This is a genomic window from Schaalia hyovaginalis, assembly GCF_014208035.1.
Taxonomy (GTDB): domain Bacteria; phylum Actinomycetota; class Actinomycetes; order Actinomycetales; family Actinomycetaceae; genus Pauljensenia; species Pauljensenia hyovaginalis.
Genome location: NZ_JACHMK010000001.1, coordinates 2,037,889 through 2,060,386 on the forward strand (window position 1 = coordinate 2,037,889; position 22,498 = coordinate 2,060,386).

At 69.2% G+C, this 22,498-nt stretch carries 19 protein-coding genes and 1 pseudogene; 9 read left to right on the forward strand and 11 right to left on the reverse strand.

All coding sequences use genetic code 11. The features are described 5' to 3' along the window. Positions 1-44 precede the first annotated feature (44 nt). The 3 genes from larA to larE form a co-directional block, all read right to left on the reverse strand. Positions 45-1,319, reverse strand: a complete 1,275-nt coding sequence (larA, locus tag HD592_RS08960; protein WP_184453486.1) for a nickel-dependent lactate racemase — start codon at positions 1,317-1,319, stop codon at positions 45-47. Between the two features lie 79 nt (positions 1,320-1,398). Then, on the reverse strand, positions 1,399-2,091 hold the full coding sequence (gene larB / locus HD592_RS08965; RefSeq protein WP_184453488.1) for a nickel pincer cofactor biosynthesis protein LarB: 693 nt from the start codon (positions 2,089-2,091) through the stop codon (positions 1,399-1,401). Further along, entirely contained in the window at positions 2,084-2,977 is an 894-nt protein-coding gene (gene larE / locus HD592_RS08970) for an ATP-dependent sacrificial sulfur transferase LarE (RefSeq protein ID WP_184453490.1), read from the reverse strand. The genes larB and larE overlap by 8 nt, the downstream gene beginning before the upstream one ends. Positions 2,978-3,214: 237 nt before the next feature. Here larE and HD592_RS08975 point away from each other — a divergent pair, with 237 nt between their 5' ends. Next, entirely contained in the window at positions 3,215-4,252 is a 1,038-nt protein-coding gene (locus HD592_RS08975; protein WP_184453492.1) for a hypothetical protein, read from the forward strand. A gap of 304 nt (positions 4,253-4,556) precedes the next feature. Next, the gene (locus HD592_RS08980; protein ID WP_184453494.1) at positions 4,557-5,849 is read left to right on the forward strand and encodes a M20 metallopeptidase family protein; all 1,293 of its coding nucleotides are present in this window, start codon (positions 4,557-4,559) and stop codon (positions 5,847-5,849) included. Between the two features lie 55 nt (positions 5,850-5,904). Here HD592_RS08980 and HD592_RS08985 read toward each other — a convergent pair whose 3' ends face one another. The 4 genes and pseudogenes from HD592_RS08985 to HD592_RS09005 form a co-directional block, all read right to left on the reverse strand. Beyond that, entirely contained in the window at positions 5,905-7,347 is a 1,443-nt protein-coding gene (locus HD592_RS08985) for an MFS transporter (protein WP_221437867.1), read from the reverse strand. Between the two features lie 266 nt (positions 7,348-7,613). Next, positions 7,614-8,555 carry a hypothetical protein gene (locus HD592_RS08990; RefSeq protein ID WP_184453498.1) on the reverse strand — a complete coding sequence of 314 codons (942 nt, stop codon included), beginning with the start codon at positions 8,553-8,555 and terminating at the stop codon, positions 7,614-7,616. Positions 8,556-9,150: 595 nt separating this feature from the next. Beyond that, positions 9,151-10,214 (reverse strand): annotated as a pseudogene (locus HD592_RS08995) (low temperature requirement protein A). Positions 10,215-10,231: 17 nt separating this feature from the next. Beyond that, positions 10,232-10,753: a GNAT family N-acetyltransferase gene (locus tag HD592_RS09005; RefSeq protein ID WP_184453503.1), complete on the reverse strand. Its 522-nt coding sequence runs from the start codon at positions 10,751-10,753 to the stop codon at positions 10,232-10,234. Here HD592_RS09005 and HD592_RS09010 point away from each other — a divergent pair. After that, positions 10,634-11,809, forward strand: a complete 1,176-nt coding sequence (locus tag HD592_RS09010; protein ID WP_184453505.1) for an aminotransferase class I/II-fold pyridoxal phosphate-dependent enzyme — start codon at positions 10,634-10,636, stop codon at positions 11,807-11,809. The two genes, HD592_RS09005 and HD592_RS09010, sit on opposite strands and share 120 nt — an antisense overlap. An 88-nt stretch (positions 11,810-11,897) precedes the next feature. Here HD592_RS09010 and ychF read toward each other — a convergent pair whose 3' ends face one another. Beyond that, positions 11,898-12,980, reverse strand: a complete 1,083-nt coding sequence (gene ychF, locus HD592_RS09015) for a redox-regulated ATPase YchF (protein WP_184453507.1) — start codon at positions 12,978-12,980, stop codon at positions 11,898-11,900. A 132-nt stretch (positions 12,981-13,112) separates the two neighbouring features. Between ychF and HD592_RS09020 the strand changes: the two genes are divergently transcribed. Beyond that, complete coding sequence (locus HD592_RS09020) at positions 13,113-14,162, forward strand: hypothetical protein (RefSeq protein ID WP_184453509.1); 1,050 nt, start codon at positions 13,113-13,115, stop codon at positions 14,160-14,162. A gap of 329 nt (positions 14,163-14,491) precedes the next feature. On the opposite strand, the gene HD592_RS09025 is transcribed toward HD592_RS09020, so the two are convergent. After that, the gene (locus HD592_RS09025; protein ID WP_184453511.1) at positions 14,492-15,598 is read right to left on the reverse strand and encodes a 4-hydroxy-3-methylbut-2-enyl diphosphate reductase; all 1,107 of its coding nucleotides are present in this window, start codon (positions 15,596-15,598) and stop codon (positions 14,492-14,494) included. A gap of 212 nt (positions 15,599-15,810) precedes the next feature. Here HD592_RS09025 and xseA point away from each other — a divergent pair, with 212 nt between their 5' ends. From xseA to HD592_RS09040, 3 genes are all read left to right on the forward strand, one after another. Continuing rightward, complete coding sequence (gene xseA, locus HD592_RS09030; protein WP_184453513.1) at positions 15,811-17,079, forward strand: exodeoxyribonuclease VII large subunit; 1,269 nt, start codon at positions 15,811-15,813, stop codon at positions 17,077-17,079. Between the two features lie 50 nt (positions 17,080-17,129). Beyond that, a complete protein-coding gene (locus tag HD592_RS09035) occupies positions 17,130-17,357 on the forward strand; it encodes an exodeoxyribonuclease VII small subunit (RefSeq protein WP_277299572.1) in 228 nt (75 codons plus the stop codon). Between the two features lie 136 nt (positions 17,358-17,493). Then, positions 17,494-18,429 carry a carbohydrate kinase family protein gene (locus HD592_RS09040; protein ID WP_184453517.1) on the forward strand — a complete coding sequence of 312 codons (936 nt, stop codon included), beginning with the start codon at positions 17,494-17,496 and terminating at the stop codon, positions 18,427-18,429. A gap of 178 nt (positions 18,430-18,607) precedes the next feature. Here the strand turns inward: HD592_RS09040 and HD592_RS09045 are convergent, their stop codons facing one another. Further along, positions 18,608-19,369, reverse strand: coding sequence for an isoprenyl transferase (locus HD592_RS09045; RefSeq protein ID WP_184453520.1), 762 nt, complete (start codon positions 19,367-19,369; stop codon positions 18,608-18,610). A gap of 192 nt (positions 19,370-19,561) precedes the next feature. Between HD592_RS09045 and trhA the strand changes: the two genes are divergently transcribed. Together trhA and greA are read left to right on the forward strand one after the other, a co-directional pair. Next, complete coding sequence (trhA, locus tag HD592_RS09050) at positions 19,562-20,242, forward strand: PAQR family membrane homeostasis protein TrhA (RefSeq protein ID WP_184453522.1); 681 nt, start codon at positions 19,562-19,564, stop codon at positions 20,240-20,242. 87 nt (positions 20,243-20,329) lie between these two features. Next, positions 20,330-20,809, forward strand: coding sequence for a transcription elongation factor GreA (gene greA / locus HD592_RS09055; protein WP_154476427.1), 480 nt, complete (start codon positions 20,330-20,332; stop codon positions 20,807-20,809). Between the two features lie 73 nt (positions 20,810-20,882). On the opposite strand, the gene HD592_RS09060 is transcribed toward greA, so the two are convergent. Next, positions 20,883-22,319 (reverse strand): AI-2E family transporter, encoded by a 1,437-nt coding sequence (locus tag HD592_RS09060; RefSeq protein WP_184453523.1) that lies wholly within the window; start codon positions 22,317-22,319, stop codon positions 20,883-20,885. Positions 22,320-22,498 lie beyond the last annotated feature (179 nt).

A 22,498-nucleotide genomic window follows, 5' to 3' on the forward strand; every position in this document is an offset into this window, starting at 1 on the left:
TTTTCTCTATCTATGTTGTGCGGGACGGGTGGGTCGGGTGGGTGTCACTTGACGATGACGGAGAGGCCGTCGCGGATGACCGCGACCTTCGCTTCGGGGCCCTCGATCTCGAAGGCGCGGGCGAGGGCCTCCTCGAAGCTCCTCGCGAGCTCCATGTGCATGCCGGTGACGAGGGCGGGATCGACGAGGTCGGACACGAGGATCACGCGGTGGTGGACGAGGATCCGGGCGAGGATCTGGCTCGTCCACTGGTCGGGGACGGTGTCGAGGCGCGGGGTGTTGATCGCCGCCTCGAGGAACTCCTTGGGGTCGGCGACGTCGGCGAGGTTGCGGTAGAAGCCCTCGCCGCCGTGTCCGTCAGCGCAGCCCGCGACCATGATGATGACGCCGCCCTCCTTGTTCGTCGCCTCTGCGGCGGTCATCCCCTTGACGGCCTGGTAGATGTTCTGGTCGAGGGGAAAGCCGCCGTTCGTCGACACGGCGATGTCGCAGGGGAGTGCGGGGACGGTCGCGAGCTTCTCGACGAAGTCGCAGCCGACCTTGTGGGCCTCGACCATGTCCCCGGCGAAGGAGGCGATGATCTTCTTCTCGCCGTCGAGGACGACGTTGACGATGAAGGCGAGGCCGGCGGTGCGGGCCGCCCATTCCATGTCCTCGTGGATGGGGTTGTGGGCGAGGTTGCCGGTGCGGGCCTTGTCGGAGTCGATGAATTCGCCGGAGTGGTTCGCCATGATCGTCTTGTAGGAGGCGACGCCGGGCAGGACGGCCTTGCGCCCGCCGGAGAAGCCGGCAAAGAAGTGGGATTCGATGAAGCCCTCGGCGAGGAGGAGGTCGGCCTCGTAGGCGATGCGGTTGATGATCGCGTCCCCGCCGGAGGGGAGCTGGCCGATCTTCACCATCGCGTCATCATCGGTGGAGATGTGCATGACGATCTCCTCGTTGGCGACGATCTCCTCGCCGTACTTGTCGATGAGCTCGTCGCGGGTGGAGGGGCGGTGGAAGCCGGTGGCGACGAGGATGCGGATGCGCGCGTCGGGGGCGACCGAGCGGATGCGGCGCAGGATGATCGGCGTGATGATGCGGCTCGGGACGGGGCGCGTGTGGTCGGAGGAGATGAGGACGATGTCCTTCTTCCCCTTCGCGAGTTCCTCGAGGCTCGGCGAGCCGATGGGGTTGTCGAGGGAGCGTTCGACGGTTTCGGCCTCGCCGAGGGGGTTGCGGAAGTCCTCGGCGCCGGACTGGATGAGCCCTGCGAAGTTCTTCTCGGGGATACTCGCCTCGATCGTGCGGCGGTCGTAGGGCAGGGTGATGCTCGGCATGATGCCTCCTGGGGTGCGGGGTATGGGTTTCGAGGGCGGGGCCGCGCACCGTGGGAGGTGAGCGGATGAATGCGGGCGCTTATCGCGGTGCCGTGATCTGTGCGGCGAGGTGCCCGGCGCCGTAGCCGTTGTCGATGTTGACGACGCCGACTCCGGGGGCGCAGGCGTTGAGCATGGTGAGGAGCGGCGCGAGGCCGTTGAAGGCGGCCCCGTAGCCGACGGAGGTGGGGAGTGCGACGACGGGGCAGGAGACGAGTCCGGCGATGAGGCCGGGCAGGGCGCCGTCCATCCCCGCGGCGACGATGATCGCTCCGGCGGCCCGGAACTCGCCGGTGCGGGCGAGGGTCCGGTGGACGCCGGCGATGCCGACATCGGCGATGAGGGAGGCTTCGCGCCCGAGGTAGCGGGCGGTGAGGAGCGCTTCGCGGGCGATCGGCAGGTCGGAGGTTCCGGCACAGGCGACGAGGACGCGCAGGCCTTGCGGGCTGGGCGGGGTCGGGGGCCAGGCGAGGAAGCGGGCGACGGGGTCGTGGTGGGCGTCGGGGAGGATCTCGAGGATCGCCGCGGCTTTCTCCTCGTCCACCCGCGTGAAGAGGTGGTGCGTGTCGGGGTGGTCGGTGATGAGGCGGGCGATCGTGCGCAGGTCCTCACGTGATTTGCCCTCGCAGTAGATCGCCTCGGGGTAGCCGCGGCGGCGGACCCGGTCGACGTCGAGTTCGACGACGCCGGGTTGTGCCGCTCGGGCCGCGCTCTGCGTCGAATGCTCAGCCACGGGGCGCCTCCGTGAGGAGGGTGAGGCTGAAGAGTCCGGATTGGAGGCCTGCGAGGTCGAAAGCGACGTGGAGGAATCCGGCCTCGCGGACCCCGGCGATGATCGCTGCGCGCACCTCGGGATCGAGAAGGCGGGCGAGTTCGGCCTCGGGGACCTCGATGCGCGCGACCGCGCCGTGGTGGCGGACCCGGCAGTCGGAGAAGCCGTGGGCGCGGACGACGGATTCGGCGTCTTCGATCTGGCGGAGTTTGGCGGGCGTCACCTCCTCGCCGTGGGGGATTCGGGAGGCGAGGCAGGGGGCGGCGGGTTTGTCGGCGACGGGGAGGCCGAGGGCGCGGGCGAGCGCCCGGACCCTCGCCTTCGTCAGGCCGGCCGCTGCGAGGGGCGCGAGGACCCGATGTTCTCGGGCGGCCGCAGATCCGGGGCGGTCCGGGCGGGCCGAGTCGTCGTGGTTTTCGCCGTAGGCGACGGCGTCGAGCCGGTACTCGGCGACGATTGTCTCGTCGATCGCGGTGAAGAGCGCGGACTTGCAGAAGAAGCAGCGGTCGAGGCCGTTCGCCCGGTATCCGGCGAGCTCCCCCTCGCCGGGATCGAATTCGACGAGTTCGACGCCGATGCGGGAGGCGACGTTGCGGGCGATCCTCCGTTCCGAGGCGGCAAGTGAGGGCGAGACGCCGAGGAGGGCGAGGACGCGGTCACGGCCGAGAGCCTCGGCTGCGACGGCGAGGAGAAGTGCGGAGTCGACGCCGCCGGAGTAGGCGACGCCGAGGCGGGTGACGCCGAGGAGTTCGGCGGCGATGGCGTCGAAGTCGGCGCGCTCGGCGTCGTCGAGACGATCGCGGACATCGTCGGCGCGGGCCGACGCGGGAGCGAGAACCGTGGTCATGTCGATCGAGTGTATGGTCGGATGCATGACAATAAACTGTCGCTTTCGCTGCGAGAGCGTCGAGGTCGGAAATCCCGGCATGCACGGGATTCGCGAGCAGCGATGAGCCCCGCGAGGCCAGTGATTCCACGGATCTCACCGCTTCGAGCTCGGGTCCTCGAACGTGTGGCTTTCGACCCGATCACACGACCCGAGGACGCGATCCGGGCGAGTTCGCTCCTCCTCGCCTCACAAGGTGTGTCGAACGAGACACTCGCCCGGGAGTTTTCCCGATCGCCGACGACGACCCGCGCGTGGCGGAGGGCCTTCGACGCGCAGGGGATCGCCTCCTTCGCGGGTCGCGCGAAAGGCGCGGGCAGGCCCGCGTCGATCCCCGGGCTCGAACTCAAGGAGCTCGTCGAAGCGATCGCGAGGAACGACCGCCTCCCCGAACCGGCTTCGACGCGCGAGCTCTCCGCCCGACTCGGGGTGAGCGCCTCGACGGTCACGCGGGTCCGAGCCGACCTGCGGATCGCTCCCGAGGGGCGCCCCCTCCCCCGCCACCGGCTCGTCGAGATCGCGGGCGCCCTCCTCACCGCCGATCTCGCGGCGATCGCCCTCGTCCTCGATCCCGTGACGAGCCGGGCCTTTCTCCGCTCGAGGCGCGGGCCCCACATGAACGGCACCTGCCCGGGCGGCCTCGTCGCCGCGATGACCGCCCTCGATGTGCTCCGGCCGAGAACGGAGGGGCCGGCGAGAGGGCGCGAAGGGGAGGAGGAGCGCCTCGCGCGGGCCGAAGGCGAGTGGGAGGAGTTCCTCCTCGCGCTCCTCGCCGAGCGGCCTCCCGGCGCGCATCTCCACATCGTCGCGTCCGGCCCCTTCGACCTCGCGGAGCCAGCCGCCCACCTCATCGCCGACCGTGAAGCGGCGGGCGAGCCCGTGCGTCGGGCGGAGCTCCTGCGGATTCGGCGCGTGCCGGCCGCCGCGTGGAGCCACGGTCGGCTCACGCTCCTCGCCCGCGTCCTCCGCTCGGCGCCGGCGCGCGGCGCCTTCGACACGCTCCCCGAGCTCCTGCGCTCCCTCGACGCTTCGCTGGAGAAGGCGGAGCGGCGAGCGGGCCGCGCCTCGCTCAGCCGCTCGTGGGTCCTCAGCCGCCCCGTGCTCGAGGCTCGCGCGCGGGCCTCGCGCGCCGACCTCATTGAACGGATCCGCGAGTTCTCGCCGATTCAGACGATCGTGCGCTCGTCCCCGACCTCGGGCGCCTCGAGTCGCATGAGGAGCGCGCTCCACCGGTGAAATGCGACGCGGAGCGCAGGCTTCGAAGGGCGCCGCTCGCTCGCCATGGCCGCGAGGAAGATCCCGAGGCAGGCGAGATGATCGGGCCCTCGATCGTGATCCATCCCGGATGCGGATCGAAGGAACCACTCACGCCGACAGGCGATGCGGCCCACGTGAAAGGGGGCGACCTTGCCGACGAGGGGATGGGAGGGCGACGGAGCATCTCCCCTCTCGTGCCTCGTCTTGGCCATGCACGCCGCAGCGGGGATACTCTCGACGCAGTGATCACGCATCGGAGACGGAGGGGAAGGACGAGGAGCAGATGAACACGAGGCAGCGCGACGCGGCCCGGGACGCACTCGACCAACGGGCGGAGGAGACGGCGGGCGACGTGATCGCGTGGAGGCACCACCTCCACGCGCACCCGGAGCTGTCGAACCGCGAGGAGTCGACCGCGGCCTTCATCGCGGCCCGACTCGCGCAATTCAGTCTCGACGAGATCCGGACCGGCATCGCAGGGCACGGGGTCGTCGGTGTCCTGCGCGGCGGCGTGCCCGGAGACGGCACGGTCGTCCTGCGCGCCGACATGGACGCCCTGCCGGTCCCCGATGAGTCCGGCGTCCCCTTCGCGTCGACCGCCGTCGATGAGACCTATCCGGGAGGCCCTTTCCCTGTCTCCCACGCCTGCGGGCACGACTGCCACATGGCCATGCTCCTCGGCGCGATGCGGATCCTCGCCGAGCAGCGCGATTCGCTCCCCGGAACGGTCCTCGCCGTCTTCCAGCCCGCCGAGGAAGGAGCGCCCCTTCCTGAGGTCGGGGGTGCGCGCGAAATGATCGCCGCCGGAGCACTCGAGGGATTCGCACCGACGATGGCCTTCGGCATGCACGTTCAGCCCTTCCCCAAGGGCACGGTCGCCCTCATGGAGGGCACGCAGTTCGCGGCCTCTTCGATGCTGAGGATTCGGGTGACGGGCGAGCAGGTCCACGGCTCGACCCCGTGGATGGGCGTCGACCCCATGCCCGCCGTCGGCGCGATCCTCACCGGGATCGGACAGCTCTACCGGCGGTCGGATGCCTTCACACCCTTCACCGTCTCCATCGGTCACGTCGAGGACGTCGGCCGATTCAACGTCATCGGCCGGGAAGTCTGCCTGTGGGGGACGATCCGCGCCCTCGACGACCGCACGATGGCCGAGGTCGAGGAGCATGTGCGCGAACTCGTCTCCGGATCGGCCGGGGCCTTCGGATGCCGGGCCGAGGTTGAGGTCCTCCAACCGGTCCCCGCCCTGACGAACACTCCCAAGTGGGTTGACGCGCTCCGCCCTTCGATTGCGGCGATCGTCGGTGAGGACGCGGTCTTCGCGCCGGCGCCGACTCTCGGCTACGACGACGTCTCCGAATTCGTCGGCGTCTACGGCGGCCTCTACATTGGCCTCGGCGTCCAAGACACCGAGTTCGTCGAGGGAGTGCTCCGACCCGTTCAAGGGGGACGCGGAGCGGTCCCCAACCATCATCCGGCCTTCTACGCGGACGACGAGGCGCTCATCAACGGGGTGCGCCTTCACGCGAGGGTCGCACTCGATCACCTGTGGAGTCGCGTCGAGGAGGAGTGAAGGGGACGGGCCCTCACTCCTCCGGCCCCCTCCCCTGCTGCTTCGGCAGCTTTCCTCACAGCCTCGAACCCGCTCCCGATCCGCCGTGTCGGGGCGAGTCATGGCGCAGATCGATCAGGGCGACACCGAGAGCCGCGGCGATGACGACGACCGATGCGGCGATGACGAGGCGGAACGCAGTCCCCGGATCCTCGGACGCCTGCACGCCGACCTCGTACACCGTCATCATCACGGCTGCGCCGAGCGCGCCGCCCATCCTCTGTCCCGTCTGGAGGGCCGCTCCGGCGGCGCCCGCCATCCGGGTCGGAACCTTGGCGAGCGAGAGCGCGAGATTCGGGGAGACGACGGCCCCGGCGCCGAGTCCGGTGAGGAAGAGGGTGACGAGGAGGACGGCGACGCGGGCTCGGCCGGCAAGGGGCGGGACGAGGACCGCGGTCGCGATCATTCCGAGGATCATGAGGCTCAGAGCCGCGACGGTCGTCAACCGACCGAAGCGGGGGACGAGGCGTCCGCCGATCGGCGCGGCGATCGCGTTCGCCCCGGCGAAGGCGACGAGGATCGCGCCCGCCGACAGGGCCGAAAAGCCGAGCCCCTGCTGGAGGTAGAGGGAGTAGACGAGAAGGAGGCCCCCGAAGCCGATGAAGTAGAGCGCACCGAGGAGAAGGCCCGTGACGTAGCCGGGCGTGCGCTGGAGAAGGTCGATGTCGAGGATCGGGGTCCGGCCCCGGGCACTGATCCAGCGCTCGTATCGGTCGGTCGCAATGGCGAGGAACGGGACGAGGACGAGGAGCCACAGGGCCGTCGAGACGCCGTCTTCGAGGGTCGCGATCGGAAAGATGAAGGAGGCGACGGCGAGACCGAGGAGGAGGGCGCCGCCGATGTCGAGGTCATGCCCATCACCCGAACCCCCGCCAGCCGGGATGATGCGGGCGATGGCGACGAGGAGGGCGATCCCGATGGGGACGTTGACGAGGAAGATCGCCCGCCAGCCGGCGTCCTCGCCGAGGGCGGCGATGATGAGCCCGCCGAGAACCGGACCGATCGCCGAGGAGACGCCGATGGTGAAGCCCATCGCCCCGAAGGCCCGCGCCCGTTCGGCACCGGTGAAGAAGGTCTGGATGATTCCGGCGTTCTGCGGAAGGATGAGGCCACCGGAGACGCCTTGGAAGAGGCGCGCGACGATGAGCGCGCCGGCCGAGGGCGCAAGACCGCAGGCGATGGAGGTGAGGATGAAGGCAGTGACTCCGACGAGCATGAGCGGCCTGCGCCCGTGGGCGTCGCCGAGCCGTCCACCGGTGACGAGGACGAGGCCGAAGGTGAGCCCGTACCCGGAGACGACCCATTGGATCGTGCCCGCGCTCGCCGCGAGCCCGTCCTGCATCGCGGGGAGGGCGATATTGACGATCGTCGTGTCGAGGAGGGCCATGAATGCGACCGACATCGTCACGGCGAGGATGCGCCAGCGATTCGGATCGGGGGTCGATGTCGGTGAGCTCACCTGCGCCTCCTCGTTTCGATGGGAGCGCGCATCCTCGACTCGGGGATGCGCTCTGGACCCCGGCATCGGTCGGAGTCGTCCGCCGCTCGGTGTGCGGCGTGACGATGCTAGTGCGATGCCTCCGCCTCGTCGCGCTGAGTCGCGCTCCTTGCGCTCAGGGTGAAGCGCCGCCCCTGCGCGAAGGAGGGCGAGGCCGGGCGTTGTGGAGGCCGGAGCTCCGTCCCGCTCCCGCGTCGCCCCGCTCCCCCGTGCCTTCCCTGTGTCGCTCAGGGCAGGTCGACGCTTCCGCTCGGGTTGATGACGACAACGTTGTCCTTGGTGAGGGATTGGATCTTCGCCATCGGGTCGAGCCTCGCGGTCCATGTGAATCCGGTGTCGTTCGCCGTGAAGTCGATGCCGATGAGGAGCCCCTCGTCGATCCCGCTTCCCCGGATCTCCGTCGCAGTCTGGGCGATCGCCTCCGCCGTCGAGGGGGTGAGGGGGAAGCTCGGCCCGCCCGGAGCCTCGACCGGATCGCAGATGACGGGGAAGGCGGGAGTCGGCGCTCCTGTGAAGATCTGCACGCTCGGAGAGCAGGATCCGCCTTCGGCCATCGGCCTCGGCGCTCCGCTCATCGTCCACGCGCCGAGGTCGTCCGTCATTGACACCATGACCGCGGAGTCGATTCCGTAGACGCGGGCGAAAACGGCCATCGCCTCGGCGACGGCCTGCGGGTCGTCGAGGGGAGCCGCCGGGTAGACGGCCGGCTCGCCGTCGAGCGTCGCGTACTCGGACAGGCTCGTCGAGGCCCCGGAGTGCTCGTCGCACGAGGCCGTGGCCGCGATTCCCGTGTCGATGATGACCTCCTGTGCGGAAGCGCCCGGGCACTCGGGATCGGCGCGGATCGCGTCGATGCGCGCGATAAGGGCATCGAGGTCGAAGGAGTCTGCGGGACGCGGCTGCGCGAGGAGGCCGGCGACGCTCGTCGTGCCCTCGTCGATCTCTCCCTGGGAGAGGCCGTACCAGCGGATCCCCTCGCCCTCTTTCTTGCCGATCGTCACGAGCGGCCCCGAATCGTTGATCGAGTTGACGCGCAGGGCGATGAGTTCGTCGCCGAGCTCCTCGACGAGGGCGTCGAGCTGCCCGCGGGCGTCGGGGCCCGAGGAGCATGCCGCCAGGCCGAGTGCGGACGCGGCGAGGGCGGTTGCGAGGAAGGGTTTGAGGGGCATCGTGCTCTCGATTCGCGCTGGGTGCAGACCTGGTGGTCCGCTCGCTGACTGCCACACTATCGGAACCCGCCGGCATTTCGGGCACACACCCGCACCCGTTTGCGCCCGCGCACTCGGCCTTCGATCCCCATCCCTTCGAAACCCGGATCGGTGACGCGGCGCGGGGAGGCGTTGAACGAGGACGAGGGACCCCTCATGGGACCGGCCCTGCGACGCGCGGGCGCCGCCGGGCCGGGCTCGTGCTCAGAGGAAGCCGGACTCCTTGACGGGCTGCTCGATCCACGTGTCCGTGGTCCTCTTCGCGGCCCAGTTCGGATCTCGGCGGGATTCTGCACCCGGTGGTGACCGGGCGGAACCACCGACGCCTCCCTCAGACACGATGTCGCATCGTGGACTGATGATGGAACCAGGGGCTGAATGCACCGCGCCGCGGGCGCCAGGATCCGGACGCGCCGCCACCGCCCTCGGCGATGTCGGAGGCTCGCGCCATCGCACGATCTCCCATCCTCGCGCGGCACCGGCATCACCCCGCGGTGCACTGAGAGACGATCCGCGGGAGAGGACAACAGGCGCGGCAGGAGCCGAGGAGAATGGCCTATCGCGCCTCGATGCACGCGAGTTTCGCCGGGGCGACGCGCATGTACCAGGCCGCTGTGAAGGCCATGACCGCTGACAGAACAAGGGGCGCCTCCATGCCCGTCCACGCGAAGAGGTCCGCCAGCGCGCCGGCGAGCACGAGGAGCCCCACACAGGCGATCAACGGCGTCCAGCCGCGCCGACCGGTGAGACGGGCGAGGTAGATCGCAAAGGCGATGATGCACACGAGCATTCCCCCGAAGAGGAGCGTGACGTTCGCTCGGCCGAGCACCGCCTCCGGGTCGGCGACCGCCGCCTGGGTGCCGACCGCGTAGGCGACGAAGGCGATGACGAGCGCCTGCTGCCCGAAGGTCGCGAGCTCGCCGAGGTGGAGCTCCTCAGAGGGCCCGTGTCTGTCGAACCAGGCGTCGACCCTCCCCTGGGTGCGGCCGAAGAAGATCAACCACACGCAGATGACTGCGCCCATCGTCGCCAAGGCCGCGACGACGTGGCCGGGGCCCTGGGGCGACTGCGCGAGTCCCGTTCCCGTGCGGACGATCGCCTCTCCGAGGCAGATGAGGAGGAACATCCGGCAGCGCTCGACCATGTGGGCGACGTCGAAGCGAACGACATGATCATCGCGTAGCAGTGGAGCCTCAGGACGGGCACGACGTCGACGCGGCTCGTCGCGAAGGATCGCCCCACCTGGATCATGAGCATCGGGATGACGAAGCTCCACGGACTGCCCGTGAAAGCCCCGGTGATCGAGGAGTTCATGACGAGGCCGAGGACCATCACCGCGAGGATCACCCACTGGGAGCGCTGGGTGCGCGCGAGGATCATCGTCGATTCGATGGTGGTGAAGGACCAGATCGTGAAGACCGCGATGAGGAGCAGGAGGGTCTGCGCGGCGCCCTCCCATCCGAGGTGGGCGGAGAGGTGCTCGGCGAGCTGGGAGATCGCGAAGACGTAGACGAGGTCGAAGAAGGTCTCGACGGCCGTGGCCTCTCGAGGCCCCCAGAGGTCGTCTCCGGTCCCGGCGGGCGTCGCCGGATCGGGCGCCGGCCATCGGCGTCTCCTCACCGTCGGTCGCCCCCAGTCTACGGATCCCCTGCTACCTCCGAGTCCGCCGAACGGCGCGCGGAGGCGAGGTCCTTGAGCATGACGCCATCCTTCTCGCGGCCGAGGACGGCGACGAAGCCCTCGCTCCGGTAGAGCGCCAGGGCGCGGCCGTTCCCCGCCTCGCAAGACAGTGCGACGCGCTGGGCTCCGGCCTCGGCGAGGGCGACGAGGGCGGAGCGCAGGAGCTCCCGACTGATACCGCGTCCGCGGAAGTCCACCGCGACCCACAGGGAGATCTCCGGCGTCGCCTCATCGACGAAGCCGTAGCCCGAGTCGTCCGTGGGCAGGTAGAGCGCCCATGCGACTCCGATCGGCCGGCCGCCTTCTTCGGCGACGACCCCGAGATCGCCTCGGATGGTCGCGGCGACTACCGTTGCCCCGTGCGCTTCTCCAGTCGCGTCGACGTCTCCGGCCCCAATCCGATCAGCGGCGCGGAGTCCGCCGCCAGAGCCCAGGGGCGTCCCCCCGTCGCGCTCAGCGATTCGAACCCCACGCGCCACGGCCTCGCCCCCCGCCTCCTCCCCTCGAGCTACGATCCCGATCCCCGGGGCGAGCGCCGAGCGCGGGCGCAGTTGGCGGACTTCCTCTCGGTCACTCAGAACCGGGTCGTCGACCCCGACGACCTCTACCTCCTGAGCTCGACCTCGCAGGCCTACTCGTGGCTGATCAAGCTGCTGTGCGATCCGGGCGACGCGGTCCTCTCCCCCGCCCCCGGCTACCCGCTCGTCGAGTCGATCGCGCGCCTCGAGGCCGTGCGGGCGCTCGCCTACCCGCTCCACCGCTACGGGCACTGGGAGGTCGACGCCGCCGCCGTGGCCGAGATCCTCGACGGACCCGAGGGAGGCGCCGTCCGCGCCCTCGTCCTCATCAGCCCGAACAACCCGACGGGCTCGTACGTCTCGGCCGACGAGTACTCCCGACTCGTCGAGGTCTGCCGGCGCCACGACCTCCCCCTCATCGCCGATGAGGTCTTCTTCGACTACCGCCTCGCCGACGGCGTCGACCGCGTCCGCATCGCCGGGCGCGACGAGGTCCTCACCTTCGCCCTCGACGGCCTGTCCAAGCGCCTCGCCGCGCCCCACGCGAAGCTCGCGTGGATCGAGGTCTCGGGCCCAGCCGATCTGGTGGCCGAAGCGAAGATGCGGATGGACGCCATCGCCGACGACTTCCTGCCGCTCGGAGCGCTCATCACCGAGCGGATGCCCGAGTTCTGCGAGCAGATTCCCGAGCAGACGCGTTCGGTGCGAGCCCGGTGCCTGAGGAATCTCGCCGCGCTGCGCGGGCTCGTGAGCGCTGAACCCTCGGGGACCCTCGAGCTGCTCGAACCCGAGGGCGGGTGGAATGCGCTCGTGCGCTTCCCCTCGGCCATCGACGAGGACGACCTCATCACCCGCCTCATCGTCGAGGACGCCCTCACCGTCCAACCCGGATACTTCTTCGACATGCCCGATGCCGGCTACGTCTCGGTGTCGCTGCTTCTCGAAGCCGAGCGATTCCGCGATGCGGCCTCGATGCTCATCGGGCGCCTCGGACACGAGGCGACCGCGCTCGCCTAAACCGCTGAGGGATCGGGGCTCCCGCGAAAGCGATGCGCCCCGCCCTCGTCGATGAACGAGGACGGGGCGGTCGCCGCGCAGAATCGGCTCAGACGTTGAACTTGAACTCGACGATGTCGCCGTCGGCCATGACGTAGTCCTTGCCCTCCATGCGGACCCGACCGGCCGCGCGGGCTTCCTGGACGCCGCCGTACTCGACGAGGTCGTTGAAGGAGACGATCTCCGCCTTGATGAAGCCGCGCTGGAAGTCCGTGTGAATGACGCCCGCGGCCTGCGGCGCGGTGTCGCCCTTGCGGATCGTCCATGCGCGCGACTCCTTGGGCCCCGCGGTCAAGTAGGTCTGCAGGCCGAGGGTTTCGAATCCGACGCGGGCCAACTTGTCCAGGCCCGCCTCCTCCTGACCGGATTCGGCGAGCATCTCGCGCGCATCCTCCTCATCGAGTTCGACGAGCTCGGACTCGAACTGGGCGTCGAGGAAGATCGCCTCGGCAGGCGCGACGAGGCCGCGCAGCTCGGCCTGAAGGGCTTCATCCTCCATGCCCTTCGCATCCATGTTGAACACGAAGATGAAGGGCTTCGTCGTCATGAGCTGGAAGGACTTGAGCGCCGCCTGATCGAGCTTCGCCCCCTCCGGGCCCGAAAGCAGCTCCCCGCGCTCCAGGAGCGACAGCGCCTCCTTCGCGGTCTCCAGGAACACCGGCTCGGTCTTCTTGCCGCGGACCTCCTTCTCGAGGCGCGGGATCTGCTTCTCGAGGGTCTGCATGTCGGCGAGGATGAGCTCGGTCTGGATCGTCTCGATATCGGAGGCCGGATCGACTTTGCCATCGACGTGCACGACATCAGGGTCTGCGAAGGCCCTGGTCACCTGACAGATCGCGTCGGCCTCGCGGATATTCGCGAGGAACTGGTTGCCCAGGCCCTCGCCCTCGGATGCGCCACGGACGATGCCGGCGATGTCGACGAAGGACACGGTCGCCGGGATGATCTTCTCCGAGTGGAACATCTCGGCGAGGACCTTGAGCCGCGGGTCGGGCAGCGGCACGACGCCGACATTCGGCTCGATCGTCGCGAAGGGGTAGTTCGCGGCGAGCACGGTCGCGCGGGTCAGGGCATTGAACAGGGTCGACTTGCCGACATTGGGCAGTCCGGCGATTCCGATGGTGAGAGACACGCTCGTCATTCTAGGCGAGCGCCCCAGCATCCGCCCCACCCGCCCGCAGCCCCGCCCTCGTCCCCCGGCCGTTTTCCACAGACGAGGGCGGACGCCCTGACGCATCGGAGCGAAGAGCGCCAGACTCCGATCATGATGCTCCCCCACTCCAAGCTCATCCGCACGCACAGGAAGACGCCGCCCCGGCGCTCCGAAGGCTCCGTGCTCATCAAACGCGGCTTCAGTCTGAGCCTCACGGGAGAGGAGGCCGGGCTCAAAATTTGGGACATCCGCGGGCTCGTCGCGGGCGCGCGCATCCTCGCGGTTCACGGCGCATGCAGCCGTCCGCCCGTATTCACCGATGAATCCGCGATGATCCTCCACGGCCTCACCCCGTGGGCGCCGAACCCCGATGTCTTCCTGCGGGCCAGCTGGCGCTATTCCACTACGGCCCTCCCCGAGGTCGCCATCGGCTCCTGCACCGTACCGGGCGTGCGGATCCGGCAAATCACCTCCGCACTCTTCGAAGATGAGCGACTCGAGATCGACGGCGTCCTCGCCGACCCCCTTGAAACGGTCTCTTTGCACATGGCATGCACACGACCGGTTCTCGACGCGCTCACCTGCGTCTGCGAGTCGCTGCGCGCGCTCAGCGCCTTCGATCGCTTCCGTATCGAGGAATCGCGGGTCCGGGAGCATCAGGTGAAGAGGCGCATGCTGGAGAAGCTCCGGCGCATGAACGAACCGCGGAGCCTTCGCGGTCTCCATCGCGCTGAGCTCATCGTCCGCTACTCCCACGCCGCCTGTGAAAGCATCGGGGAGATCGGACTGCTCGGGGTGCTCCTCACGCTGTTCCCGGACGAACTCGTCAGCCAGTACGAGATCTTCACGGGAGGCAGGAGGTACTTCGCAGATTTCGCCCTGGTGAGATGGCGCATTCTCATCGAATTCGACGGCGTCGGGAAGATGGGGGCTGACGAGGCGTCCTTCCACCGGGCGAAGCGGGACTTCCTCGCACGTCAACGCTCATTGGAGGACGCGGGATGGACGGTCATCCGCGTCGGGTGGGCCGATGTACTCGATCCGCAGGGGCTGCGGGCCAAGCTCATTGAAAGGATCCTGCGGGTGCAGGCGCAGAAAGGGGATGTCGAGCTGCCGGGTGAGACCGCGCAGGCATTCCTCGAGATGCTCATCAGGGCGTGAGGCGACGCGACGCGTGCTCCTTGCGTGCACGAGTTGCCAAGCCCGCACACAAAGGGCCAACCCCGCACACAAGAAACACACTGCGGACTTAACCCCTCCAATGAGCCCGCCAACCCCGCACACAAAGGGCCAACCCCGCACACAAAGGGCCAACCCCGCATTCAAGGGGCCAATCCCGCACACAAGAAACACACTGCGGACTTAGCCCCTCCGGTGAGCCCGCCAAGCCCGCACACAAAGGGCCAACCCCACATACGAGAACCACACTGCGGGATCGGCAGGGCTGGAACCCGCCGAATCAGCCGAGAGGCACCCTCGCGCCCGGCTTTTCAGCTCGTGTGATCCGGCCCGGCCTTGCGCGGGGCGTGAGGCCTGCCGTCGGCGAGGCCGTGCGCGGCGAGTTCCGAGCGCAGGTTCCTCGGCAGGGCGAAGGTCGTCGTCTCCGTCTCAGTCCGGACCTCTTCAACCGTCGGGAAGCCGCGCGCCTGCAACCATTGGACGACCTCGCGGACGAGGATCTCCGGCACGGACGCACCCGAGGTCAGACCGACGACACTGGCCCCGTCGAACCAGGATTCTTGCAGCTCGGATGCCATATCGACCCGGTATGCCGAACCCGCGCCCGCCTCCAGGGCGACCTCCACCAGCCGCACCGAGTTCGACGAGTTCGCCGAACCCACGACGATCATCACATCGACGCCGGGGGCGATGGTCTTCACCGCGACCTGGCGGTTCTGCGTCGCATAGCAGATGTCATCCGAGGGCGGATCGATGAGCTCGGGGAAGCGGCGGCGCAGGCGCTCAACGGTCTCACGGGTCTCATCGACGGACAGGGTCGTCTGAGAGATCCACACGACCCGGGACGGATCCCGGACCTCGACCCGGTCCACCTCATCGGGAGTGCCGACCACCTGGATATGCGCGGGCGCCTCGCCGAAGGTCCCCTCGACCTCCTCGTGCCCCTGATGGCCCACGAGGATGATGTCGTAATCCTCCTTCGCGAAGCGCACGGCCTCACGGTGGACCTTCGTCACCAGCGGGCACGTCGCATCGATCGAGGCGAGACCGCGGGCCTCGGCCCTCTCATGCACTTGAGGCGACACGCCGTGGGCCGAGAAGACGACACGCGCGCCCTCGGGAACCTCGTCGACTTCCTGAACGAAAACGGCGCCGCGCTTGCTCAGCGACTCCACGACGTACTTGTTGTGGACGATCTCCTTGCGGACGTACACGGGGGCTCCGTACAGGTCGAGCGCCTTCTCCACGACATCGACCGCGCGATCGACGCCCGCGCAATACCCCCGCGGGGCCGCCAGGAGGATCCGCCCGCTTCCGTCGAGGGCCGCGGAGTCGAGGGCAGGGCTCCCCGATGAGACGGGCACGCCCGAGGGCGCAGGAGTCGAGCCGCCGATGCGGTCGGTGATCGTGTCATTCATGGGCTCCAATCTAGCCGGAGGCCCCGGATGCCGCCCGTCCTCGCCTGCGCGCCCGGACCGCGGATGCTCAAGGCCATCGCCTTCCGGGGGCTCCCGCCCGTCGCCGCGCTCCGCCCGCAGGTCCGCCCGCGGGTCGGCTCACGGGGTTCACGGGCGGGCCCTCGAGGCTGAGGAGGAGCGGAGATGGCGGCGCCCTGTGGCATGCTTGACGGGTGCACAACCAGCCCCCCGCCGCGAAGGCCGCCGATACGACGCGCGACAACCCGTGGCCCTTGCGCAGGCTCACCGAGAACATCAAGATCTACGTCGACAGGATGTCGACCCTGTGGGTGGAGGGCCAGGTCGTCGAATACAAGCCGCGGCCCGGGACGAAGATGGCCTTCTTCGTGCTCCGCGACGTCGAGACCGACACCTCGATGACCGTGACCGCCTGGCCGTCGATGCTCGACGCCTCGGGCCCAGCCTTCACCGAGGGCGCGCGCGTCGTGACCCGCGTGAAGCCCGTGTTCTGGGAGCGCCGCGGCACGCTGAACCTGCGCGCTGAAGAGGTTCATGTCGCGGGACTCGGCGATCTGCTCGCCCGCATCGAGCAGACTCGGCGCCGCCTCGCCGAGGAGGGCCTGTTCGACGCGGAGCGCAAGAAGCCCCTCCCCTTCCTGCCGCGCACGATCGGTCTGATCTGCGGTCGCAATGCGAAGGCGAAGGATGACGTACTGGTGAACGCGAGTGCGCGCTGGCCCGGCGCCCGTTTCGAGATCCGCGAGGTCGCCGTCCAGGGCGACCGGGCGGTGCCCGAGGTGACCCGCGCGCTCGGAGAGCTCGACGCCATCGAGAGCATCGACGTCATCATCATCGCCCGCGGCGGCGGTTCGGTCGAAGACCTCCTGCCCTTCTCCGAAGAGGCGCTGGTGCGCGCGGCGGCTTCGGCCTCGACGCCGATCGTCTCGGCCATCGGTCACGAGGGCGATGCTCCCCTCCTCGATCTGGTGGCCGACTACCGCGCGTCGACTCCGACCGACGCGGCGCGTCGCATCGTCCCGGATTTCGCGGTGGAGAGCGAGGGGATCTCCCAGTGCCGATCCCGGATGCGGGCCGCGCTCGGCGCGCGGCTGACACGGGAGGCTCAGGAGCTGGCCCTCGTCACGAGCAGACCCGTCCTGCTCAGTCCCGACGCCGTTCTCGATTCGTACGGGGATCAGCTCTCCCGCGGCACGGAGGCCATGCGCAGGGCCGTTGAGCGGCGCCTCGCGAGCGAGTCCCAGGAGCTCGTCCGCGCCCGCGCTTCGCTCGCCGCCCTGTCCCCGCAGGGCACCCTCGATCGCGGATACGCGATGCTCAAGCTTCCCAACGGCGCCCTGATCAGGGACGCGGCCGAAGTGGGCAAGGGCGCTCTGATCGAGGGCGTCCTCGCCCGAGGGCGCCTCGTCGCCCAAGTCGTCGGGACGACTCGGCCCGTCGCGCCCTCGTCAATTGACGAATAATGCAGACCGCTTCCCCTTCCGGGGGAGCACCCCAACACCTAGGAGGACATGTGGCCAGCGACAACCCCGAAATCTCCGCCCTCGGGTATGAGCAGGCGCGCGACGAACTCGTCGGGATCGTGCGGGCCCTCGAATCCGGGCAGGCCCCCCTCGAGGACACCCTCGCCCTCTGGGAGCGCGGTGAGGCTCTGGCGGCGCACTGCCGTTCGATCCTCGATTCCGCCCAGCAGCGCCTTGTCCGGGTCCAGTCGTCCGAAACGGGCCCCCGGGAGGACTGAGGCCCTTCGCGATCCCGGGGCGCCCGGATCCGAGATGCCCCGGGCCGTTTTCGCCCTCTCAGCGCCTCACGGGGGCGGGTTCGCCGATTAGACTGAACGCATTGCGGCGCCTCCGCCGCCCAAGGAAGGACGCGACATGGACCTCGCCACCGAGCCGCACATCCTCGCCATCGGCGAGGCCCTCATCGATATCGTCACCCCCGCCTCGCACCCCGAGGACGCGAAGGAGATCCCCGGCGGCTCGCCGGCGAACGTGGCGATGACCCTCGGACGACTCGGGCGCCCGGTCGCCCTGTCCACCTGGTACGCGGATGACCCGAGGGGCCGCGTCATCGAAGAGCATTTCTCCGCCTCGAAGGTCGTCATCACGCCCGAGTCGAAGGGCGCCACCCGGACGACGACCGCGAACGCCCTCATCGACGAGAACGGCGCGGCCTCCTACACCTTCGATTTCGACTGGAATCCGACTCCGCCGATCCCCATCGCCGAAACCGCCCTCATCGTGCATGCGGGCTCGATCTCCGCAGCCGTCGAGCCCGGTGCCACGGCCGTGTACGAGGCCATGCTCGCCGCTCGTCCGCACGCGCTCGTGACCTTCGACCCCAATGCGCGGCCCGCCGTCATGGGAACGCCCGAAGCCGCTCTGCCCCTGGTCGAGAAGTTCGTCGCCGCAGCCGATGTCGTCAAGGTGTCCGACGAGGACATCGAATGGCTCACCCGGGGCGAAGACGTCGAATCCGTGATCGCCCGTTGGCTCGCACTCGGCCCGCGCCTCATCATCGTCACGCGCGGCAAGAAGGGCGGCCTCGCGGTCTCGGCCTCGGGCGTCCGCTACGAGGTGACCCCGGAGAAGGTGAAGGTCGTCGACACGGTGGGCGCGGGGGACTCCTTCATGGGCGGGATCCTCGACGCCATGTGGGGGCTCGGCCTGCGCGGCGCCCCCGCCCGGGACGCCCTGGCCGCGATCGACCGTGAATCGGTGAAGACCATCCTCGACCGCGCTTCGCGCGTCTCCGACGTCACGGTCTCCCGCGCGGGTGCCAACCCGCCGTGGGCCGACGAACTCGACTGAGCGCCTCGACCAGTGCCAAGGGCCGCCCCGGATTCCGGGGCGGCCCTCTTGCGTGCGGACCCGCGCCGCTTCGCGGCGCTTCCCGGCTTCCCCCGCGCGGGCCCCGCCCTCGTCATCCGGATCGCCGGGAGGAGGACCGCCGCGATGGGCAGGAGCGATGGGCAGGAGCGATGGGCGCTCAGCGTCCGAGGCGGCGTTCGCGCTGGCCGTACGACCTCAGCGCGCGCAGGAAGTCGACGCGGCGGAAGTCGGGCCAGTAGGCCTCGCAGAAGTAGTACTCCGAATGCACGGACTGCCAGATCATGAAGCCCGAGAGGCGCTGCTCCCCGGAGGTCCGGATCACCAGGTCGGGATCGGGCTGGTCCTTCGTGTAGAGGTGCGCGGTGATGTCCGCATCCGACAGCTCCGCCTCGAGATCCTCCAGGCTTCGGCCCGAGGCGATCGCGTCGGACAGGATGGCGCGGACGGCCTCGGTGATCTCATGGCGACCGCCGTAGCCGACGGCGATGTTCACGCACAGCCCCTGAATGCTCGAGGTCGCCCGCACCGAAGCGCGGATCCTCTCGGCGATCGGGCCGGGCAGCAGACCGAGATCGCCCACGACGGCCAAGCGCCAACGGCCGCGCCTGGCGAGCCGATCCACCGCATCCGCGATGATTCCGAGGAGTTCGTCGAGCTCAGCGGAAGAGCGCGAGAGATTGTCGGTCGACAGCATCCAGAGGGTGACGATCTCGACTCCGAGTTCTTCGGCCCAGCCGAGCACCTCGCTGATCTTGTCGGCCCCCGCGCGGTGCCCCTGCGAGGGCTGCACGCCGAGCGACTTCGCCCAACGGCGGTTCCCGTCGAGGATGACGCCGATATGGCGGGGGATAGACTCGGGCGGCAACTGACGCCGCAGCCGCTTCTCGTAGAGATCGTAGGCGAGATTCCAAGCGGCCACGGCCCCTCCCTTCCGCTCGGCCTTGCCACGCTCGGGCCGAGTCGATTGTCGAGCACGAACGGGCTCGCGCACACAGAGTACCCGCACGGCCCCTCCCGCGGGAGCTCCATCATCGCCCGGATCCCTCGCACACGAACCTACGGTGTAGTAACCTACGGAAACGTAAGTAGCGTTCTCGCCAGGGAGATGAACATGAAGGTCGCTTCACTCCGCCCCATGAAATGGCTCCCCGACCAGCTCATCGCGATCAAGCCGCACCTGCGCGGATGGCTCCACCTCGTCGCCGCCCCGCTCTCGCTCGCCGCATCGATCGTCCTCGTCTGCCTGGCGCCCACGGTCGCCGAGAAATGGGCCTCAGCGGTCTACCTCGCATCCTCGCTCATCCTCTTCGGAGTGTCCGCGACCTACCACCGCTTCTATTGGAAGCCCAACTGGGAGCTCCTCTGGAAGCGCCTCGACCACTCGAACATCTTCCTCCTCATCGCCGGCACCTACACCCCCCTGTCCGTCGCCCTCATCCACGGCCGCGACCAGCTCACCATCCTCCTCACAGTCTGGATCGGAGCCGCCGCCGGCATCCTCATCAACATCTTCTGGCCCGGCGCCCCGCGATGGCTCGCAACCCTCATCTACGTAGCGCTCGGATGGGTGGCCATCGCCTACCTCCCCCAGCTCTGGACCGCGGGCGGGCCCGCCGTCGTCTGGCTCCTCGTCTCCGGCGGCCTCCTCTACACGCTCGGCGCCATCGTCTACGCGACGAAGCGGCCCGACCCCTCACCGACCTGGTTCGGATTCCACGAGCTCTTCCACTCCTTCACAGTCCTCGCATGGGCCTGTCACTGCGTCGCCGTCTACATCGCCGTGCTTGGCTGAGCGCCTTGATACGCTGACCGCCTTGATACACTGCCCCATGCACGCCGGCACCCCTCGGAGCCGGCCCTTTTCTATCGGAGGTACCCCATGGCCGACACCCAGTGGCTCACTCAGGCTCAGTACGACCTGCTCAAGAGCGAACTCGCCGAGCGCATCGAAGTGAAGCGCGCCGAGATCGCCAAGCTCATCGATGCTGCGCGCCAGGAAGGCGACCTCCGCGAGAACGGCGGCTATCACGCCGCGCGCAACGAGCAGTCGATGAACGAGACCCGCATCCAGGCCCTCCAGGCCCTGCTCGAGAACGCCCAGGTGGGCGAGACCCCCGAAGACGACGGGATCGTCGAACCCGGCATGGTCGTGACCGCGCTCGTCGCCGGGCGCGAGCAGACCTTCCTCCTGGGCTCGCGCGACGCGGGCGGAGACCTCGGGGTCCAGGTCTTCTCCTCGACGGCCCCCCTCGGCGCGGCGGTCCTCGGGCACAAGACCGGTGACACGATCACCTACGAAGCCCCCAACGGCCGCGAGATCAAGGTCGAGATCCTCGAGGCCAAGCCCTTCGTCGGCTGAGGTCGAGGCGCCGCAGGCGCCCCCTCGAGCCGCAGCTCCGGCGCGGGCCAGGCGGGACCGGGATGAGCCCGGACTACCGCTCCTTGTCCCCGTCCTCGCCGACCGCCCCGGCACCGTCCTCGGCACGCGGCGAATCAGAAGAAGACGATGCGGACGCCGACTCGCCCTTCGCCGGGCTGCCCGCCCCCTCAGCGGCACCGCCGTCAGGCGAACCCGGGAGGGCCTTGCCCGCGTACGACGCCTTCACGAGGTCATCCAGCATCTCGGGCGGGCCCCCGGGCCGCTGGCGATCCTTCGCCAGTTCGGGCATCGGATCATATCCGTGCAGGTAGAGGAAGGTCGCGTTCAAGAAGGCAGCGATCGGCACGCCGAAGACCGCACCCGGAATGCCCGCAACCGAACCCGCGGCGGCGACGACCAGGAGCACCGCCATCGGATGCAGCGACACCGCATGGGACATGAGGAACGGCTGCAGGATGTTCGACTCGAGCTGCTGAACGGCGAGGATCACGACCAGCATGATGACGCCCGCGGTGACGCCCTGATCGACGAGGGCGACCAGCACGGCGATCGCGCCGGACACCAGGGCGCCCACGATCGGAACGAAGGACGCGAAGAACACGACGACGCTGATCGGCACGACCATCGGCAGTCCCAGGAAGAACGCGCCCAAACCGATACCGGCAGCGTCGATCGCCGCGACCTGGATCTGCGTGCGCACGTACGAGCCCAGGGTCACCCAGCCGCGGATCGCCGATTCGTGCAGGGGCCTGCGCGCAGGCGCGGGGAAGAGACGAACCACCCACAGCCAGATCGTCCTGCCCTCCTTGAGGAAGAAGAAGAGGCAGAAGAGCATGATCAAGGTGGACGACAGGATCGACACGACCGAAGAGGTCACTGAGAGGGCCGAAGTCGCCAGCACCGAGGAGTTCGCCTGGGCCCACTGCGTGATCTCCGCCTGAACAGTCGACAGGCCCTGATTGACCACCGTCATGTCGAGCTTGAGCGGCCCCTTCTCGATCCACTTCATCAGCTCGTCCACACCGGCGCTCGCCTTCGTGAACAGTCGGGGGAGCTGCTGGAAGATCTCATTGCCCGCCTGCGACAGGGCGACGACGACGACCGCGATCATGATGAGCAGGCCGAGAGCGGCCGACAGTGTCCGCGGGAAGCGCCAGCGGCTCGACAGCCATCCGACCAGGGGCTCGAGCAGCACAGCGAGGAGGAGCGCGATCGCCACCGGCATGACGATGACCGACAGGCGCATCGCCCCCCAGATCACGCCGGCCGCCGCCGCCGCGACGACGATCGCGCGCCACGAGAGCGCCGCCGCCACGCGCAGCGACCACGGCACCGCGCCTGCGGCGTCCCGGTCCTGGTCCAGAGGATCGCCCGGCCGGAACTCCATCGGATCCTCCGCGGACTCAGCGGGCCTCTCGCCCACTTGCATCGCAAGGCGCTCGAAGATCTCCGCGAAGCGCCACTTCATGCGGGTGTTGTCGTCACTCATCGGTCATCCTCTTTCCTCATCTCCCATCAAGGCTACCCGAGGCTCGCAGGATCGCCGCGATGAGCGGCCCTCACCCCGCATCGCGCGGCACCGCTGCCCGCGATGCGCGCCCAGAACCGGACGATGCCCGGCTTCGGCAGCGCCGATGATCAGCCTCGGGCGCGCCGATGGGCCAGCCC

Excerpts from the sequence above, each read along its gene's own strand:
- trhA (WP_184453522.1), top strand. The coding sequence starts at position 19,562 with ATGAAGGTCGCTTCACTCCGCCCCATGAAATGGCTCCCCGACCAGCTC.
- HD592_RS09020 (WP_184453509.1), top strand. The coding sequence starts at position 13,113 with ATGATGCTCCCCCACTCCAAGCTCATCCGCACGCACAGGAAGACGCCG.
- larE (WP_184453490.1), bottom strand. The coding sequence starts at position 2,977 with ATGACCACGGTTCTCGCTCCCGCGTCGGCCCGCGCCGACGATGTCCGC.
- HD592_RS09060 (WP_184453523.1), bottom strand. The coding sequence starts at position 22,319 with ATGAGTGACGACAACACCCGCATGAAGTGGCGCTTCGCGGAGATCTTC.
- HD592_RS09040 (WP_184453517.1), top strand. The coding sequence starts at position 17,494 with ATGGACCTCGCCACCGAGCCGCACATCCTCGCCATCGGCGAGGCCCTC.
- larA (WP_184453486.1), bottom strand. The coding sequence starts at position 1,319 with ATGCCGAGCATCACCCTGCCCTACGACCGCCGCACGATCGAGGCGAGT.
- HD592_RS08980 (WP_184453494.1), top strand. The coding sequence starts at position 4,557 with ATGAACACGAGGCAGCGCGACGCGGCCCGGGACGCACTCGACCAACGG.
- HD592_RS09025 (WP_184453511.1), bottom strand. The coding sequence starts at position 15,598 with ATGAATGACACGATCACCGACCGCATCGGCGGCTCGACTCCTGCGCCC.
- greA (WP_154476427.1), top strand. The coding sequence starts at position 20,330 with ATGGCCGACACCCAGTGGCTCACTCAGGCTCAGTACGACCTGCTCAAG.
- HD592_RS08990 (WP_184453498.1), bottom strand. The coding sequence starts at position 8,555 with ATGCCCCTCAAACCCTTCCTCGCAACCGCCCTCGCCGCGTCCGCACTC.